Raw genomic sequence first — 15,814 nt, forward strand, 5'->3', positions numbered from 1 at the left:
GATAGCACCGCACGCGCCGTCCTGGAGCGATCGAACCGAACCTGTGGACGTAGCAGTCACACCCAGGGGTGACCGTGGGGGACGCAGGCACAGCGATACTGCGCAACTGATCGGGCAACGGGCTTCCTTGGTCGTGCTGGTGTCGTAACCGCGTCACTACCAAGGGGCCCGTTCTTTCATGCCCACGGCCGCACCCGTATCTCCGTCCGGGTGACCACCCGCGCCGCACACCTCGAACGAAATCCGTTCTGCCACAACGCACCGAACCTCGCAATCTGACTGTCCGTCAGATCACGAAGTATCACTGGACTACCAGGACCGTCAAAAGCCTCTTTCCAAAGAGTCTTTCGATGCCTACAGTCACCCACATGGACGGATCAGAACGTAAGCTTCGCGACCCGCGGGAACTGCAAGCACTCGCCCACCCTGTCCGCATGCGTCTGTGCCAGGCCCTGTATGAACGCGGCACAGCGACGGCCACGGAACTCGCCGAGATGGTCGGAGAAAGTCAGGCGAACTGCTCCTGGCATCTGCGCCAGTTGGCCAAGTACGGCTTCGTCGAGGAGGCCGGCGGGGGCAAAGGCCGAAATCGTCCATGGCGACCGGTGCCGCATCCATTGTCGTGGGGCGACAGCGACGAGGCAGGGGAGGTGGCGGCCGCCAGTGACGCACTCAGCACCCAGTTCTTCGAGCAAGAGTTCGCAGGACTGCGTGACTGGCTGACATGGTGGCGCACCGACCCGCCCGGCTGGCAGGACGCCGCGAACTGGGTACAAAACATCGACTGGCTCACGATCGACGAGCTTAAGGAGCTCAACGAGGCGCTCAGCAAGATCATCATTCGCCGCCGCGAACGCCGGGACCCTGCGAACCGGCCCGCCGGGTCCCGTCAGATCCGGATCTTCGCCTGGGCGGTCCCTGCGGCCCCCTGCGGGGACGACTCATGCGTGCCGCACTGAAGATACCGGGGTTCCGGCTGCTCTTCGCCGGCTTGTCCGCGAGCATGCTCGGCGACGCCCTGCTCGTACTGGTCTTCGCGATCTGGGTCAAAAGCCTCACCGGATCGAACGGCTCGGCCGGGCTGGTCACACTTTTCATGGCGGTGCCATACACCCTGGCGCCGCTAAGCGGTTGGCTGGTCGATCGTTTCCGACATCGCCCCTTTCTGATGGTCGCCAACCTGGGCTCGGCGTTGATCCTCCTCCCACTGTTCGCCGTGCGAGATGCCGCAGAGGTCTGGATCATCTACGTAGTCGCCGCGCTCTACGGCTTCTCCTCAGTGACGATCGCGGCGTCGCTCAACGGGCTGATCAAGGAGATGCTCTCCGAGGAGCTGATCGCCGATGCGAACGGCATGCTCCAGACGGTTAAGGAAGGGACGCGGCTGGTCGGTCCGCTCGCTGGCGCCGCGCTCTTCGCGACCGTGGGCCCCATGGCCATCGCCGCGATCGACGCTGTCACGTTCCTGGTCGCCGCAACCGCGGTCGCCCGTATCCGGTTGCGAGAGGAGCCGCCTGCACGCTCAAGACTGCACTGGCAGAGCGAGCTGACCGCCGGCCTGGTTCATCTCAGGGCAGAAGCAGCCCTACGCCGCATGTCGATCGCCATGGCGACTAGCTATCTGGTTATAGGCATCAACGAGACGGCAATATTCGCAGTCGTCGACAGGGGTCTGCACCGAACGCCGGCGTTCGTTGGCGTGCTCGCATCTGCCCAAGGCGTCGGTGCTATCGCCGGAGGGCTGCTCGCTGGCCGGCTCATCGGGAGAGCCGGCGAGTTCACGGCCATCGCGATCGGCATGGCAGCGGTCGGACTCGGGAATGCCCTGTTCGCCCTGCCATGGCTGCCCGTCATCTTCGTGGGCATCGTCGTCAGCGGCCTAGGGCTGGCCACGGTGATCGTCGGGTACACCACCGCGATCCAACTCCACACGCCCAGGCCCCTCATCGGCCGCGTCTCCACGGCCGTCGAGTCACTCATCGGCGGGCCGCAGATGATCTCGATCGCGGCCGGGGCCGCGCTGGTGTCCCTTGTCGACTATCGGCTTCTACTCCTCGTCGTCACAGCGGGGACACTCACAAGCGCGTTCTATCTGTGGCCGGCACGCAGGTTGACTCCGGCACGTCCCCCGAAGGATCACCCTGTCAAAGGGACGCCCCTCTTCTAGTGCCGCATCAGGCAACGTTCGCCTTCCTGTGACCTGACGCGCCGCTCGGGTTCCGTCCTGGGCGGTGTTCGGCCGTCAGGCTGTGCGGGTGGCTGAACGAGTACGTGTCCGTGAGATTGATGACGATGAGGGCGGACGGTTGCTGCGGATCATTCGCCGTGGCACCGGGTCGGTGGTGACCTGGCGCCGGGCCCAGATGGTGCTGCTGTCTGCGCAGGGCATGGCCGTGGCGAAGATCGCCGAGGTCACGTTCACGAGCGCGGACCGGGTCCGGGACGTGATCCACAACTTCAACACCGACGGCTTCGACTCGCTCTACCCGAAGTACGAAGGTGGGCGGCCGAAGACGTTCACTCTGCCCGAGCGCCGGGAGATCAAGAAGATCGCCAAGTCCAAGCCGGCCGAGCATGGCCTGCCGTTCTCGACCTGGAGCTTGGTCAAGCTGGCGGACTTCCTGGTCGCCGAGGGGGTGGTCGACGACATCAGCCATGAGGGCCTGCGCATCCTCGCTCCGCGAGGAAGGCGTCTCCTTTCAACGCGTGAAGACCTGGAAGACCTCTCGCGATCCGGACTACGCGGCCAAAAAGCGCGAGTCGAGCACCTGTAGGCGATTGCCGACGGCGAGGTCATACCCGAGGACGGAGAGCCTGGGGTGGTCTCCTGCATGGACGAGTTCGGCCCGCTCAACCTCCAGCCCCACCCCGGACGCCAGTGGGCTGAACGCGGCGGCAAGCACAAAAACCCCGAGCGGGAACCCCGCCCCCGGCGGCGGGCGACCTACACCCGCCCGCACGGCGTCCGCCACCTGTTCGCCGCCTACGACCTGACCAAGGACAAGCTCTACGGGCACATCAAGAAGACCAAGAACCGGTCGAAGTTCCTGGAGTTCTGCCGCTACCTGCGCACCCTCTACCCGGCCACGGTCCGCCTCGCAATCGTCTGCGACAACTACTCCCCGCACCTGGCCACCAAGCGGTGCCGCCGGGTTGCAGACTGGGCCGAGGCCAACAACGTCGAGATCGCCTACACCCCGACCAACAGCTCGTGGCTGAACCGCATCGAAGCCCAGTTCACCGCCCTGCGCTACTTCACCCTCGACGGCACCGACCACGCCAGCCACAAAGAGCAGGGCAGCATGATCCGCCGCTACATCATCTGGCGAAACCGTCACGCCAACGACGAGCGCCTGCGACACGTCGTCGCCCGGGCGGACGTCGCTTGAAGTCAGCCACCTCAGCTCGTGGGCTCCGGCGAACGCTTGCAGATACAGAATGGGTGCCCAGCCGGGTCGAGCATCACCAGGAGCCCACTTGCGCGATTCGACTGGTACTCAGCCGTAGTGGCTCCGAACCCGATCAGTTCATGCTCCGCCACGCTGAGGTCGTCGACGTAGAACTCCATGTGGATCTGGAGCGGCACATCCGCCGAAGGCCAGGTCGGGGGCTGGTAGTTCTCGACCCGACGGAAGATCCACAGTGTCCCGGCGATCCTGACCCAGGCCGAGTCGGCCTCTGATCGAACGGTCTCGCCACCGGCGGCAGCCTGGTAGAAAGCAGCAATCGGGGCAGGGTCTGGGCAGTCAACCGTGATGGCCGCGAGTTCGACCGTTGCAGACATACGCACTCCTCCGCCGGAACATGAAATCGCCCTTATGTTCCCACGCAGAGCCTGCCTCCTCTCGGGAAACGGCCGGCATCAAGCAGCGTCCGGAAGATCTCCCCACCTGAGCGACGAACGTGAGGGGAAAAGCACCAACTACGGGGCGAACGTTGCCTGATGCGGCACTAGCCTCCGCTTTTCGGTTGGGGTTGGTTGCGCTGGGCTGATCGGCTCGGGCGGGAGCTGTCGTTGCTTGTCGGCGGGTGGTGTGGCTGGGGCCCGACGCTCGGGTCGGGTGCTCCTGGTTCCTCGGGTCGTGGGCGGACAGCGGCTGATCTTCAGGTCAGGTGGCTGGCCTGGGCAGGGCCGCGAGGCGGGTGAATGCCGTGATCAGCTGGTTGCGCCAGGGCCAGGTGGCGGAGATCCGCAGGTGGAGGCGTCGCCCGCCGCGAGTAAGGCGGGCGGCTGCGTGCAGCAGGCGGTAGCGGAGCTTCTTCGGCTCTGCGGTGGCCAACTCGGCGTCCAGCAGGAGAGTCTGGGCCCAGGCGAACAGATCGATAGCGGTCAGGGCCAGCTCCAGCCACGCGGTGTTGATCGCGAAGTGGCGGGAGGGAAACCGGCCGAAGCCAGTGGTTTCCCGCAGCGGATGCGGTCTTCGACGCGGGCGTGGCCGCGGCGGCGGACCTCCAGATGCTGCAGGGACCCTTCGCCGACGGGGTGTCGGTGAGGAACGCCTGGTGGCGCATGCCCTCGTCCAGGTCGAACACCGACAACTACGCTTCGGGGTACGGGCGTTCACGCCGGACGATGACCCGCGTGCCGTCGGGAGTCCGGTCAGGTCGACCATGCCGGTCAGTTCTGCGGCCTCGGCGCCGGCCCGCAGTGTTCCGTCCTGCTCCAGCGCCAGGTGCCAGAACTGGTCGGGCAGGGTCCGGATCGCCCGGCGGACCGGCTCGGTGATGGCGTATCCGACGGAGAAGGACGTGTGGATGCCCCGCTGCCGAAGGGAACGCAGGTGGGCGAGGAAGTTTTTGGCGCCGCCGGCGCTGTCGGCGCGGACCAGGATGTGGGTGCCGTGGCGGTGCGCGTCGGGGATCTGGGCCAAGGCTCGGTCGAGGACGGTGATGTGGTCGGTTGCGGTGTTGGCGCCTGCGTTGCCAGGCCGTAGCACGCCGGCCAGTACCTCGCCGGTGTTCGAAGAACCCGAAGACGTCGAACCCCTGCGCCTCGCCTACGACCTGCTCCGCGACACCGCCCTCACGCCGACGGACACCCTGACTTTCCTCCGCACCACGCTGGACGAGCACGCCGCGCCCGGGGCAGGCGGCAGCGGGGACCAGGCGCCGTGAGCACGGCACGCCTCGTCCCCGCCGCCAAACGCAGGCGACCTACTTCGCGCCGGTCACCGAAAGGGACACCAGGCGGGCGGCGCCGTTCGGGGAACCGTGCGGAGCACCGTCCGGCACGGCGAGCGCGACGTAGCGCGCGGAGCCCTTCAGCCGCAGGGACGAGGTCGCGCGGGCGGGCAGCGTACCGGCCTGCTGGTAGGTCAGCCCGTCCCCGCTGGTCTCGACCCGCGCCGCGGGCACGCGCCCACCGGTCCAGCGAGCCGTGACCGTGCCGAGCGGGACGACCGCGCCGAGGTCGACGACCATGCGCCCGCCCGCCCCCGGCGTCCACGAGGTGTGCGGGTCGCCGTCCACCGCGGCGGCCGGGGAGGACATGCCCGGCGGCAGGGGCGACGTCGGGAAGGTGACGCGGCCGAGCGCGAGGTCGTCCAGCGGATACGGTGCGGCCCCCGGCAGAGCGACGGTGCGGGCGCGCCCCGAGCGGAGCGTGACGCGGACCGTACGGCCACCGGGAGCGGTGAGCTCCACCCGGCAGGACGGGCCGCGCAGGACCACGGTCGCGGCGTCGCGCACCTCGGCGGTCAGCCCCGCGGGAAGCCGCCCGGAGGCGGCCCGCAACACGGCCCTCGCGGGCGCCAACTCCGCACCCGCAGCGCCGAGTTCGGCCCGGAAGGACGTGCCGTGCGCGGTCACCGTCTGGCTGCCCGCGTACAAGGTGACCGCGCGGGTGTCCTGCGCCAGCGCCACCTGCGCGGTCACCGCCGAGCCGGAGAGGTTGAACAGGCTCAGGTGGCCGCCGGCCGTGGAGGCGCGCACCGCGTCGTGGTCGGTGCTCGGGGCCGGTCGCGCGGCCGCGGCCCGTACCGCCGCCGGGCTGCCGTCCGGCACGCCCTCGACCAGCAGCGGCTCGGCCGGCCCGTCCGAGAGGATCAGCGTGTCGCCGTACACGGACAGCGGGTTGGCCGCGCCGCGGACCACGAACCCGGCCCGGCCGTCGACGCTGATCCAGCCGCCCCGGCCGGTGAGGTCGGCGGGCGGGTAGGCGACCAGGTCCGTCCAGGTCGAGCCGTCCGTCGAGCCCTGCACGGTGTACGCCTGCCCGGCCGCGGCCTCCCAGCTCAGCGTGGCGCGGTCCACCGTGGCCGCCGCGCCGAGGTCCACCTCCAGCCAGCTGTCGCCGCGCGCGCGGTCCGCGACCGACACCGCCCAGCGGGTCGCCGGGTCGCCGTCCACCGCCAGCGCCGCGCCCTTGCCGCTGTCCGAGGAGGACGCGGTGGCGGTGCCGCCCCGCGCCAGGTCGGGACCGGAGGCACCGTCGCGGACCTCGAACGCGTAGACGGAGTAGCCGTATTGGGGGTTGCCACGCCGCCCCTGCATCCGCAGGTAGCGGTAACTGCCCGCGGTGAACGTCAGGTTGTCGGTACGCGGCCCGGACGTCGGGTGCCCGGACTTGCCGCTGTCGACCGCCGGCACGGTGACCGAACCGTCGGCGGTGGTGTACGTGCGGCTGCCGTCCAGGCCCGCGACGCCGGGCATGGTCAGGTTGAAGACCTCGACGTGGCCCTCGCCCGTGCCGGTACCCGCGGTGGCGTAGACGACCTCGCCGCCGGGCAGCGTGGTGAAGCCCGCGTACCCGCTGTCCAGGGCGAGCAGCACCGCGGACGCGTCGAGGCCGTCCCGCAGTTCGGTGTACGTGGCGACGTTGCGGCCGGTGACCTTGCCCGCCGTGCTCGGCAGGAACATCGGCGTGCTGCCGCTGAGCGAGAACAGCCAGTCGTCGTGGGCGGGTTGCCAGCAGAACTTCACGAAGCCCGGCTTGGTGACGGATGCGGCCCACGCGTTCGGCGTCTGGTGGGCGACCAGCCCCGGCCCGGTGCCGAAGTCGGTGACGCCGGAGGCCAGTCGGAAGAGTTCCTCCGCGGTGAGCGCGGTGACCGTCTCGCGCTGCGCGGCCCGCCACTCGTGCAGCAGGTAGCTGATCGCGACTTCGGCGCGCGCCTCGGGCTCGTACTTCGGTTCCCCGGAGAACTTGGTGATCCGGTCGGCCGGGGCGTACGCCTGATACGCCGTCAGCCGCTCGGCGAGCGCGGTCTCGGCGCGCGCGGCGGCCCGGTCGCCCAGCACCTGGGCGAGGAACGCGACGGGGATGACGTCCCGCCCGTACAGGTGCTCGCGGTCGTTGACCATTGGCATCAGCGGCTCGCCGGCGTCGCTCATCACCGTGAGCAGGGAGGCCCACAGCCGGTCGGCGTTCGGCTGGGCGGCGAGGACCTCGGGCATGGGGCGGCCGGCGGTCAGGAAGTGGGCGGTGTTGCGGCCGGAGGTGCGCCACAACTCGCACTGGTAGTGCGGGCCGAACGAGCCGTGGTTCTCGACGATGAAGGTGTCGTACAGGTTCTGCGCGGTGTTGGCGCTGATCGGGACGCCGTCCACGACCGTCGGGTTGGCGAGGTCGGCGGCCGGCAGGCCGGTCTCGTTGCGGCTCCACTTGCCGTACCACGACGCCCAGTCGGGGTAGCTCGCGTTGTCCGAGGCCCACGCCAGCGCGGGCGCCAGGGACTGCGCGTAGACGCCCATCTCCTCCAGCTTGGTGTCGCCGACGTGGTTGCCGAGCAGCCCGTCGGGCGTCCAGGACCCGGACAGCGGGTCGTTGCCGGTGCCCAACGACGTGGTGTACGCGGCCTGTTCGCGCACGATCGTGTCGACGTGCCCTTGCGTCACCGCGTCCAGCTGGTCCCACAGCAGGCGCGCGGCGAGCACGAAGTACAGCTGGAAGGTGGTGTCGAAGAAGAGCGTCTTGCCCCATTCGGTGCCGCCGGTCAGGCGGTTGGAGCCGGCGAAGTGCGAGATGGTGGCGAGGGTGCGCGAGCGCAGGGTGTCCTCGTCGATGCCGGTGACGGCGGCGTCGTAGCCGCCGCGGGTCAGCAGCAGCGCGTGGCCCAGCACCACGGCGAAGCCGAAGTCGGTGACCGTGTAGTGGCCGGCCTTGTCGTCCCACTGCGTTTCGGTCCACCGCGTGTGGCGCAGCAGCACCTGGTGGTACGTCGCCGCGATCGCGTCCGGCGGGGTGCTCGACGGCGTGATCCCACCCGCCGCCGGTTTCGCGTCCCCGGCCGCGGCCGACGCGGCCGACGCCGGCGCCGCCGCCACCGCCGTCGGTACGGCCGCCAACGCGGCGGTGATTCCTGCCAGTTGGGTGAACCTGCGCCGGCTCATGGGGGAGGTGCGGTGCTGCACGGGTGGCTCCATCCTCGGTGCGGGACGCCGTCGCGCGACTCGACAACGTTGTCAGGCGTGGGCCATTCTTCGCATCGCCGCGCGACGGCGTCAACCCCTGTGCGGGGGTGGGTGCCTGTACGGAGGTGGGTGGATGGGGGTGCCCGGCGAGGCGGGCGGCGGGTGGGACGGGGGACGCGGTGGGGTGTGGTGCGGCGCGGCCCGGTCCGGGAGACCGGCGAGAAGTTTTCCGGAAGGTGCGCATGAGGGCCGGAAGGCGGGGCAGGCGGAGGTCAGCCCTTGCAGGGGACTCGCAAGGGAGGGTCCGATCGGTGGTGCGTCAGCCGACCCGGCGGACCCACGACCGGCGGCGCAACCCCCCCGCGGCGCCGGTCCGCGCCCGGCCGCCGACTTGCCCCCCAGGATGGCGGCCGGGTGCCCCACCCGGCTACGGGCCGATGACCGTCCGGCTGCCGCACCGACGAGACGACACCGGGCAGAACGCCTGCTCGCCTTCACCGCGATCGCCATCATCGGATCACCGAGCGCACCGAGCCCACCAACTCACGGTTCGACGCCTTCCCGAGCGCCTTTCCTTCCCCCCACCGTGCCCTCGCGGCCGGTGGTGAGCCGGTGGTGAGCCGGCGGCGAACCGGCGGCGAACCGGCGGCGGAAGGGGGTCGGCGGGGGGGGGCTTGGGACTGGCTTGTTTCCGGGGGTGCGGGGAGCGGTGGGCGTCGTAGCGTGCGTGCCGGGCGCCCTGGAGCCGGGCTCGTGCCGCCGGTTCGGGGGTATCGCGTGCATCGGGCATGGAGGGGGAGAAGTGCGCGGATCATGGGGGATGACGGAGAGCGGCATGTGGCGGCTGGTGAGGGGAGCGCCGAGCCCTCGCCTGGGGGAGGGGGTGTCGGACTACCGGGGGTTCCATCTCGCCCTGGACCGCCCGCAGCGGCGGATCGAGTTTCCCAGCGGGATGATCACGATGGTGATCAACTTCGGTGACCGCATCCGTATCGGACCGGTGGCCACCGAGGAGACGTCAGGGAGCGGGCCCCGCCCTGAGCCGTACCGCTCGCTCGTCAACGGGCCGCGCAGTGACGCGACGATGGGGGAGCACGACGGCCGTCTCGAAGGCGTCGAAGTCCATCTCGCGCCGTGGATGGCGTACACGGTCCTGCGGGTCGACATGCACGAGTTGCGAGGTCGGATGGTGCCACTGGCCGACCTGCTCGGGCCGGAGGGCGACGAGTGGGAGGGCCGCCTCGCCCAGGCGGTGAGCTGGGCGGATCGTTTCGCCCTGCTGGACACGATGCTGCTGCGCAGGTGCGCACGCGGCCGGGCCGCCGCCCCGCAGGTGGTGTGGACCTGGAACCGGCTGGTCAGGTCGGAAGGAGCGGTTCCGGTCGGCCCGTTGGCGACCGCGGCCGGCTGGAGCGCGCGCCATCTCGAACTCCGGTTCCGCGAGCAGATCGGCATGTCGCCCAAGACGGTCGCCCGGGTGCTCCGGATGCAGCGCGCGCTGCGCATGCTGACCGCCGGCACCGCCCCGGCCCGGACGGCGGCGGCCTGCGGTTTCTACGACCAGGCGCACCTGCACCGCGACTTCAAGGTGATGACCGGCGTCACCCCCGGGACGTTCCTCCTGCACCGCGGCGGCGCCGGGCGCCCGGTGGACCGCATGCCGGGAAAGGTCACCAGCACCCTCCTGCGGTGAACCGGTCATCTCGCGGGGGTTGCGGTTTTTTCCAATACCCCGCCACCGGCCGGCTGTGAGCATGGCGTCCCTCGATCGGAACTTCCCTTCGGAAACGGAGATTCCCATGCGGATCAGGAAGAACGCCGTGACCCTGCTGGCGGCGACCGCGCTGCTGACCGGTCTCGGGGCCGTGGTCGGCACCACGAGCGCCTCCGCCGCGTCGCCGTGCGACTCCTACGGCTACACCAACAACTCCAGCGGCTACGGGCACATGCTCGGCACGTACCACCTCAAGTCCGAGCCCGCGGCGGCCTGTTCCAACACCGGCACGGCCACCAACGGCAGCGGCTTCTACATGTGGTGCTACGTGTACAACTACTACGGCAACGTGTGGGTCTACGGCCGGGTCCAGGGCACGGAGACCAAGGGCTGGATGTCGGGCGACAACGTCACCTGGGAGAGCGGCAGCCTCAACTACTGCTGAGGTCGAGGCCGAAGCCACGGGCCCGGCCGCGCCGCGCGGGTCCGGCCGCTTGCGGGTCGGGTTCGGGAACGGGGGCGGGCGCGGGTTCGGGGGCGGGCTGGTGGCCTGATCGGTCCGTGCGTCTTGATCACCGCCGAGGGCGCTGATTGGCTTGCGGGTATGACCGAACTCGGACCAGTCCCCTGGCCACCCGCTCCGATCAGGACCGAGCGGCTCGTGCTCCGTGCGCCCGAGGCCCGGGACCGTACGGCCTTCATCGAGCTGCTCGCCTCGCCCGAGGTGCACACCTACCTGGGAGGCCCCCGGCCGCGTGACGAGCTGGAGCGGGAGATGCCCGAGGTGCCCGAGCGGTGGCGGGGGAGTTTCGTCGTCGAGCGCGACGGGGCGATGATCGGGCAGATCCTGCTCAGGAGAGCATCGGAGCAGCATCGTCCGGCTGCCGCGGGGAAGGCCGATCTCGGCTATCTGTTCCTGCCGCGCGCGTGGGGGTTCGGGTACGCCGCCGAGGCGTGCGCGGCGGCACTCGACTGGTTCGACGGCGTCCTTCCGGGCGAGCCGGTGGTGCTCGCCACCCAGACCGCCAACGCCGGGTCGCTGCGCCTCGCGGCGAAGCTGGGGTTCACCGAGGTGGAGCGGTTCCGGGCCTGGGACGCCGAGCAGTGGCTCGGCATGCGCTCCCCGGTCACGCCGCGCGATTGAGCTCGTACGCGTCACCGCGTCACCGCGTCACCGCGTCACCGTGGACCATCGAATCGGGGGAGCCCACGGCGGCGGCGCCGACCGACCCCGCTGAGGTGAGCGCCAGCCCGCCTCGTCACCCACCGCGAAGGCCGGGGACCGGAAGCTCCTGGTCCCCGGCCTACGCCGGTCGCGGGTCAGCACATCACGCGGCGCACCCGACAGTGCGGCTCGCGCCGTCGCACCGGTCGCGCGGCTCCGGTCCCAGCCGACCGGGTCGGTCAGCTCGGCCCGTCGCGCGTCCCAGCCGACCGGGTCGGTCGGCTCGCGCCGTCGCGCCGCTCAGCTCGCGCCGCTCAGCCGACCGCGTCGGTCAGCTCCGCGAACTCCGCGTCGGTCAGCTCCAGTCCGGCCGCCGCGATGTTGTCGTCCAGGTGCGCCACCGAGGACGTGCCCGGGATCGGCAGCATCACGGGGGAGCGGCGCAGCAGCCAGGCGAGGGCGAGCTGGGAGGGGCTCGCGCCGTGCCGCTCGGCCAGTTCGGCGAGCGGCCCGCCGGGCTTGGCCAGCTCGCCGGTGGCCAGCGGGAACCACGGGATGAAGGCGATGCCCTGCGCCTCGGCGTGGTCGAGCAGCTTCTCCGCGGAGCGGTTGGCCAGGTTGTACAGGTTCTGCACCGACGCGATCTCGGCGACCGCCCGGGCCGCCTCCAACTGGTCCACATCGACCTCGGAGAGCCCGATGTGCGCGATCTTGCCCTCCTCCTGGAGCAGCTTCAGCTCGCCCACCTGCTCCTCCAGCGGCACCTTCGGGTCGATCCGGTGCAACTGGAAGAGGGGTATACGGTCCAGGCCCAGGTGCCGCAGGCTCATCTCGGCCTGCTGCCGCAGGTATTCCGGCCGCCCGACCGGCCGCCAGTCGTTCGGCCCGGAACGGGTCAGCCCGGCCTTCGTGGCGATCACCAGGTCCGCCGGATACGGGTGCAGCGCCTTGCGGATCAGCGGCTCGGCCACCACCGGCCCGTACGAGTCGGCCGTGTCGATGAAGTCGACGCCGGACTCGACGGCCCGCCGCAGCACGCGCACCGCCTCGTCGGGGTCCTTCGGGTCACCCCACACCCCGGGTCCGGTCAACTGCATCGAACCGAACCCCAGGCGGGTGACCGGCAGCTCCCCGGAGAGGGAGAAGGTCCCGGACGCCTTGGCGGGCTGGGTCTGGGTGCTCACGATGACATGCTCCTTCCGCGGTTGCCCGGCCTGGCCCGGTGCGCACCGCTGGGATGGTCCGTGCGACCGGGTCCGCCCGGTCACGCCTGCGGAACAACCGCGTACCGGGTGCCCGCTATTCCGGACGCCGACATTCCGCAAGACGGGATTCCGCATGCCGGACCAGGCGGTTCCGCGACCCTGACCTCCGTCTGGTTGCATGGGCAGCGGTATCCACGAAACCGATGGCACACACACGTACGGACAGCACGTACGGATACACCGAGGAGGCGGCCTCATGCGCTTTACGCGACTGGGCGCGACCGGTCTTGAAGTGTCGGCGATCAGCCTGGGCTGCATGAGCTTCGGCGAGCCGGACCGCGGCAACCACGAGTGGACCCTCGGGGAGGACCCGAGCCGGGACCTCATCAAGCGGGCCCTCGACGCCGGGGTGAACTTCTTCGACACCGCGAACGTCTACTCCGCCGGCAGCAGCGAGGAGATCACCGGCCGCGCGCTGCGCGACCTCACCGACCGCGACGAGGTGGTGATCGCCACCAAGGTGCACGGCCGGACCCGGCCGGGACCCAACGGCGGCGGGCTCTCCCGCAAGGCGATCATGACCGAGATCGACCACAGCCTGCGCCGGCTCGGCACGGACTACGTGGACCTCTACCAGATCCACCGCTGGGACTACGACACGCCGATCGAGGAGACCATGGAGGCGCTGCACGACGTGGTGAAGGCCGGCAAGGCCCGCTACATCGGCGCCTCCTCGATGCACGCCTGGCAGTTCTCGAAGGCGCAGTACACTGCGGACCTGCACGGCTGGACCCGGTTCTGCTCGATGCAGAACCACTACAACCTGCTCTACCGCGAGGAGGAGCGCGAGATGCTGCCGCTCTGCGCGGACCAGGGCGTCGGCGTCATCCCGTGGAGCCCGCTGGCCCGCGGCCGGCTCACCCGCCCGTGGGACGAGACCACCGCCCGCGCCGAGACCGACGAGTTCGGCCGCACCCTCTACCACTCCGCCGACCGCGTCGTGGTGGAGCGGGTCGCCGAGGTCGCCGCGGCGCGCGGCATCCCCGCCGCGCAGGTCGCGCTCGCCTGGATGCACCGCAACCCGGTGGTCACCGCCCCCATCGTCGGCGTCACCAAGGCGCACCACCTGGACGACGCGGTGGCGTCGCTGGAGGTCGAGCTGACCGACGAGGAGGTGGCCCGGCTGGAGGAGCCGTACGCGCCGCACGCGGTGGCCGGCTTCCACTGACCGGTCGGCGGTTGTCGGTCTGACCGGTTCGCCCCGGCCGAGGTCGACCGGCCGCGCCCGGAAGCGGCGCGGCCGGTCAACTCCGGCCGGACCGGCGGCTGCCAGGGGTGAACGCGGCGGTCGCGGGCAGACGGCCACGGGAGACCGAGGAGGCCATCATGCCCGTGACGTTCCGCAAGTCCTTCCACATCTTCCCCGGAGTGCGGCTCAACGTGAACCGCAAGTCGCTCTCCCTGACGCTGGGCCGCAAGGGCGCGCACCGCACCTGGTCCACCACCGGCCGCCGCACCACCTCCGCCGACCTGCCCGGCCCCTTCGGCTACCGCCACACCGAACGCTGAGGCGCGCCGCGGCCGGAACGGCAGGCGGCTACTCCTTGCCGCCGTGCCAGGACGACCAGAGCGCGGCGTAGGCGCCCCGGGCCGCGACCAGCTCCTCGTGGGTGCCGAGTTCGGTGAGCCGGCCGCCCTCCATCACGGCCACCCGGTCCGCGTCGTGGGCCGTGTGCAACCGGTGCGCGATGGCGATCACGGTACGGCCGCGCAGCACGCTCGCCAGCGCGCGCTCGGTGTGGCGTGCGGTGCTCGGGTCGAGCAGCGCGGTCGCCTCGTCGAGGATCAGCGTGTGCGGATCGGCCAGCACGACCCGTGCCAGGGCGAGTTGCTGGGCCTGCGAACCGTCGGTGCGGTGGCCGCCGTCACCCACGGCGGTGTCCAGGCCGTCCGGCAGGTCGCCGACCCAGTCCGCCCCCACGGCCGCCAGCGCCGCGAGCAGTTCGTCGTCCCGCGCGGCGGGCGCGGCGATCAGCAGGTTGTCCCGGATCGTGCCGAGGAACACGTGGTGCTCCTGGGTGACCAGCACGACATGGCGGCGCAACTGCTCGGGGTCCAGGTCGGCGACCGGGACCCGGCCCACGGTCACCGACCCCGCGTGCGGCGCGTCGATCCCCGCCAGCAGCCGGCTCAGCGTGGTCTTGCCGGCACCCGAGGGGCCGACGAGCGCCAGCCGCTCGCCGGGACGCACGGTCAGATCGACACCGCGCACCACCTCGGCCCCGCCGGCGTAGGAGTAGCGGGCGCCGACGACGTCGATCCGGTCGTCGACGGGGGAGGGGGCCGCCTGCGGCGCGACCTGCGCGGCCCCGCCCAGGCCCTCGACCCGGGCGAAGGACGCGCTGCTGCTCTGCAACTGCTCGACCCACATCATGATCGAGTCCAGCGGCTCGGACAGCTGCCGCAGATACAGCGCCGCGCTGACCACCGCGCCCAGGCTCATCACGCCGTGCGCGTGCAGCAGCCCGCCGACCATCAGCACCGCGACGACCGGGACGATGTACGAGATGTCCACCGCGGGGAAGAACACCGTGCGCAGGTTGAGCGTACGGGTCCGGGCCCGGCGGGAGACCTCGATCGCGTCCCGGCTCGCCGCGACGCGCCGCTCCTGCAGCCCGAACGCCTCGACCGTCCGCGCGCCGGTGACCGTGGCGGCGAGGATCTCGGTGACCGCCGAGTTGGCCGCGCCCTCCGCGAGGTAGGCGGCACGCGCCCGGCGCAGGTACCAGCGCAGCGCGAACCAGATCCCGCCCAGGCCGAGCAGGCCGCAGCAGCCGAGCAGCGGATCGAGCACGAAGACCGCGCCGAGGATGAACAGCGCCTGGACCAGGGCGATCAGCACCTCCGGCGCCGCGTCGCGAAGCGTGGTGCCGACCATGGCCACGTCCGTGGTGCCGCGCGCGGTCAGGTCGCCGCTGCCGGCGCGTTCCACCACCGAGGCCGGCAGGGTCAGCGCGCGGTCGACGAACTGCTCGCGGACCCGGGCGAGGGTGCGCTCGCCGAAGCGGTGGCCGAGGTAGCGGGCGTAGCGCGCGAGCAGGAACTGCGCCACCGCGAAGAGCAGGATGACCAGCGCCAGCCGGTCCACGGCACGCACCTCGCCGCCCTTCTGCACCTCGTCCACGATCCGGCCGACCAGCCACGGCCCGACGAGCCCGGCCGCGGCGGCCAGCGCGTTGAGGGCGAGTACGGCGGCGAAGGCCCGGCCGTCGGACCGGATCAGCCGCCCCGCCGCCCGCCCCACGGCCGACGGCTCGGCGACCGGCAGGTGCCCGCTCATCAGACCACCTCCCCGGACCCGGACCGGTGCGCGTCGCC

At 71.1% G+C, this 15,814-nt stretch carries 12 protein-coding genes and 2 pseudogenes; 9 read left to right on the forward strand and 5 right to left on the reverse strand.

Translation table 11 applies throughout. The annotated features are described in order from the left end of the window. The first annotated feature begins 368 nt into the window (after positions 1–368). From ACIPAE_RS17775 to ACIPAE_RS17785, 3 genes and pseudogenes are all read left to right on the forward strand, one after another. Positions 369–959, forward strand: coding sequence for a helix-turn-helix domain-containing protein (locus tag ACIPAE_RS17775; RefSeq protein ID WP_366411800.1), 591 nt, complete (start codon positions 369–371; stop codon positions 957–959). Then, positions 944–2,167, forward strand: a complete 1,224-nt coding sequence (locus ACIPAE_RS17780) for an MFS transporter (RefSeq protein ID WP_366411801.1) — start codon at positions 944–946, stop codon at positions 2,165–2,167. Before ACIPAE_RS17775 ends, ACIPAE_RS17780 begins: the two co-directional genes overlap by 16 nt. An 88-nt stretch (positions 2,168–2,255) precedes the next feature. Beyond that, positions 2,256–3,389, forward strand: a pseudogene (locus ACIPAE_RS17785) (IS630 family transposase). 11 nt (positions 3,390–3,400) lie between these two features. On the opposite strand, the gene ACIPAE_RS17790 reads toward ACIPAE_RS17785, so the two are convergent. Further along, positions 3,401–3,784: a VOC family protein gene (locus tag ACIPAE_RS17790; RefSeq protein WP_366411802.1), complete on the reverse strand. Its 384-nt coding sequence runs from the start codon at positions 3,782–3,784 to the stop codon at positions 3,401–3,403. A 325-nt stretch (positions 3,785–4,109) separates the two neighbouring features. Then, a pseudogene (locus ACIPAE_RS17795) lies at positions 4,110–4,961 on the reverse strand (transposase); the annotation flags it as partial. Between ACIPAE_RS17795 and ACIPAE_RS17800 the strand changes: the two are divergent. Further along, a complete protein-coding gene (locus tag ACIPAE_RS17800; protein ID WP_402446072.1) occupies positions 4,957–5,115 on the forward strand; it encodes a hypothetical protein in 159 nt (52 codons plus the stop codon). The pseudogene ACIPAE_RS17795 and the gene ACIPAE_RS17800 sit on opposite strands and share 5 nt — an antisense overlap. Positions 5,116–5,154: 39 nt before the next feature. Here ACIPAE_RS17800 and ACIPAE_RS17805 read toward each other — a convergent pair whose 3' ends face one another. Next, a complete protein-coding gene (locus ACIPAE_RS17805; RefSeq protein WP_402446075.1) occupies positions 5,155–8,364 on the reverse strand; it encodes a discoidin domain-containing protein in 3,210 nt (1,069 codons plus the stop codon). A gap of 790 nt (positions 8,365–9,154) precedes the next feature. Here ACIPAE_RS17805 and ACIPAE_RS17810 point away from each other — a divergent pair. From ACIPAE_RS17810 to ACIPAE_RS17820, 3 genes are all read left to right on the forward strand, one after another. Then, on the forward strand, positions 9,155–10,045 hold the full coding sequence (locus tag ACIPAE_RS17810; protein WP_329361532.1) for a helix-turn-helix domain-containing protein: 891 nt from the start codon (positions 9,155–9,157) through the stop codon (positions 10,043–10,045). Positions 10,046–10,151: 106 nt separating this feature from the next. Beyond that, positions 10,152–10,511, forward strand: a complete 360-nt coding sequence (locus ACIPAE_RS17815) for a hypothetical protein (RefSeq protein ID WP_329361530.1) — start codon at positions 10,152–10,154, stop codon at positions 10,509–10,511. Between the two features lie 159 nt (positions 10,512–10,670). Next, the gene (locus tag ACIPAE_RS17820) at positions 10,671–11,210 is read left to right on the forward strand and encodes a GNAT family N-acetyltransferase (protein WP_329361528.1); all 540 of its coding nucleotides are present in this window, start codon (positions 10,671–10,673) and stop codon (positions 11,208–11,210) included. A 335-nt stretch (positions 11,211–11,545) separates the two neighbouring features. Here the strand turns inward: ACIPAE_RS17820 and ACIPAE_RS17825 are convergent, their stop codons facing one another. Beyond that, positions 11,546–12,415, reverse strand: a complete 870-nt coding sequence (locus ACIPAE_RS17825; RefSeq protein ID WP_328473239.1) for an aldo/keto reductase — start codon at positions 12,413–12,415, stop codon at positions 11,546–11,548. Between the two features lie 277 nt (positions 12,416–12,692). Between ACIPAE_RS17825 and ACIPAE_RS17830 the strand changes: the two genes are divergently transcribed. After that, positions 12,693–13,664 carry an aldo/keto reductase gene (locus ACIPAE_RS17830; protein ID WP_329361524.1) on the forward strand — a complete coding sequence of 324 codons (972 nt, stop codon included), beginning with the start codon at positions 12,693–12,695 and terminating at the stop codon, positions 13,662–13,664. A 158-nt stretch (positions 13,665–13,822) separates the two neighbouring features. After that, positions 13,823–14,005 (forward strand): DUF4236 domain-containing protein, encoded by a 183-nt coding sequence (locus tag ACIPAE_RS17835; RefSeq protein ID WP_329361522.1) that lies wholly within the window; start codon positions 13,823–13,825, stop codon positions 14,003–14,005. Between the two features lie 28 nt (positions 14,006–14,033). Here ACIPAE_RS17835 and ACIPAE_RS17840 read toward each other — a convergent pair whose 3' ends face one another. Next, the gene (locus tag ACIPAE_RS17840) at positions 14,034–15,776 is read right to left on the reverse strand and encodes an ABC transporter ATP-binding protein (protein WP_402446082.1); all 1,743 of its coding nucleotides are present in this window, start codon (positions 15,774–15,776) and stop codon (positions 14,034–14,036) included. Positions 15,777–15,814: the final 38 nt, after the last annotated feature.

This window comes from Streptomyces sp. NPDC087270 (assembly GCF_044744625.1).
In the GTDB taxonomy this organism is placed as follows: domain Bacteria; phylum Actinomycetota; class Actinomycetes; order Streptomycetales; family Streptomycetaceae; genus Actinacidiphila.

Excerpts from the sequence above, each read along its gene's own strand:
- ACIPAE_RS17820 (WP_329361528.1), top strand. The coding sequence starts at position 10,671 with ATGACCGAACTCGGACCAGTCCCCTGGCCACCCGCTCCGATCAGGACC.
- ACIPAE_RS17790 (WP_366411802.1), bottom strand. The coding sequence starts at position 3,784 with ATGTCTGCAACGGTCGAACTCGCGGCCATCACGGTTGACTGCCCAGAC.
- ACIPAE_RS17805 (WP_402446075.1), bottom strand. The coding sequence starts at position 8,364 with ATGGAGCCACCCGTGCAGCACCGCACCTCCCCCATGAGCCGGCGCAGG.
- ACIPAE_RS17815 (WP_329361530.1), top strand. The coding sequence starts at position 10,152 with ATGCGGATCAGGAAGAACGCCGTGACCCTGCTGGCGGCGACCGCGCTG.
- ACIPAE_RS17835 (WP_329361522.1), top strand. The coding sequence starts at position 13,823 with ATGCCCGTGACGTTCCGCAAGTCCTTCCACATCTTCCCCGGAGTGCGG.
- ACIPAE_RS17775 (WP_366411800.1), top strand. The coding sequence starts at position 369 with ATGGACGGATCAGAACGTAAGCTTCGCGACCCGCGGGAACTGCAAGCA.
- ACIPAE_RS17830 (WP_329361524.1), top strand. The coding sequence starts at position 12,693 with ATGCGCTTTACGCGACTGGGCGCGACCGGTCTTGAAGTGTCGGCGATC.
- ACIPAE_RS17840 (WP_402446082.1), bottom strand. The coding sequence starts at position 15,776 with ATGAGCGGGCACCTGCCGGTCGCCGAGCCGTCGGCCGTGGGGCGGGCG.
- ACIPAE_RS17780 (WP_366411801.1), top strand. The coding sequence starts at position 944 with ATGCGTGCCGCACTGAAGATACCGGGGTTCCGGCTGCTCTTCGCCGGC.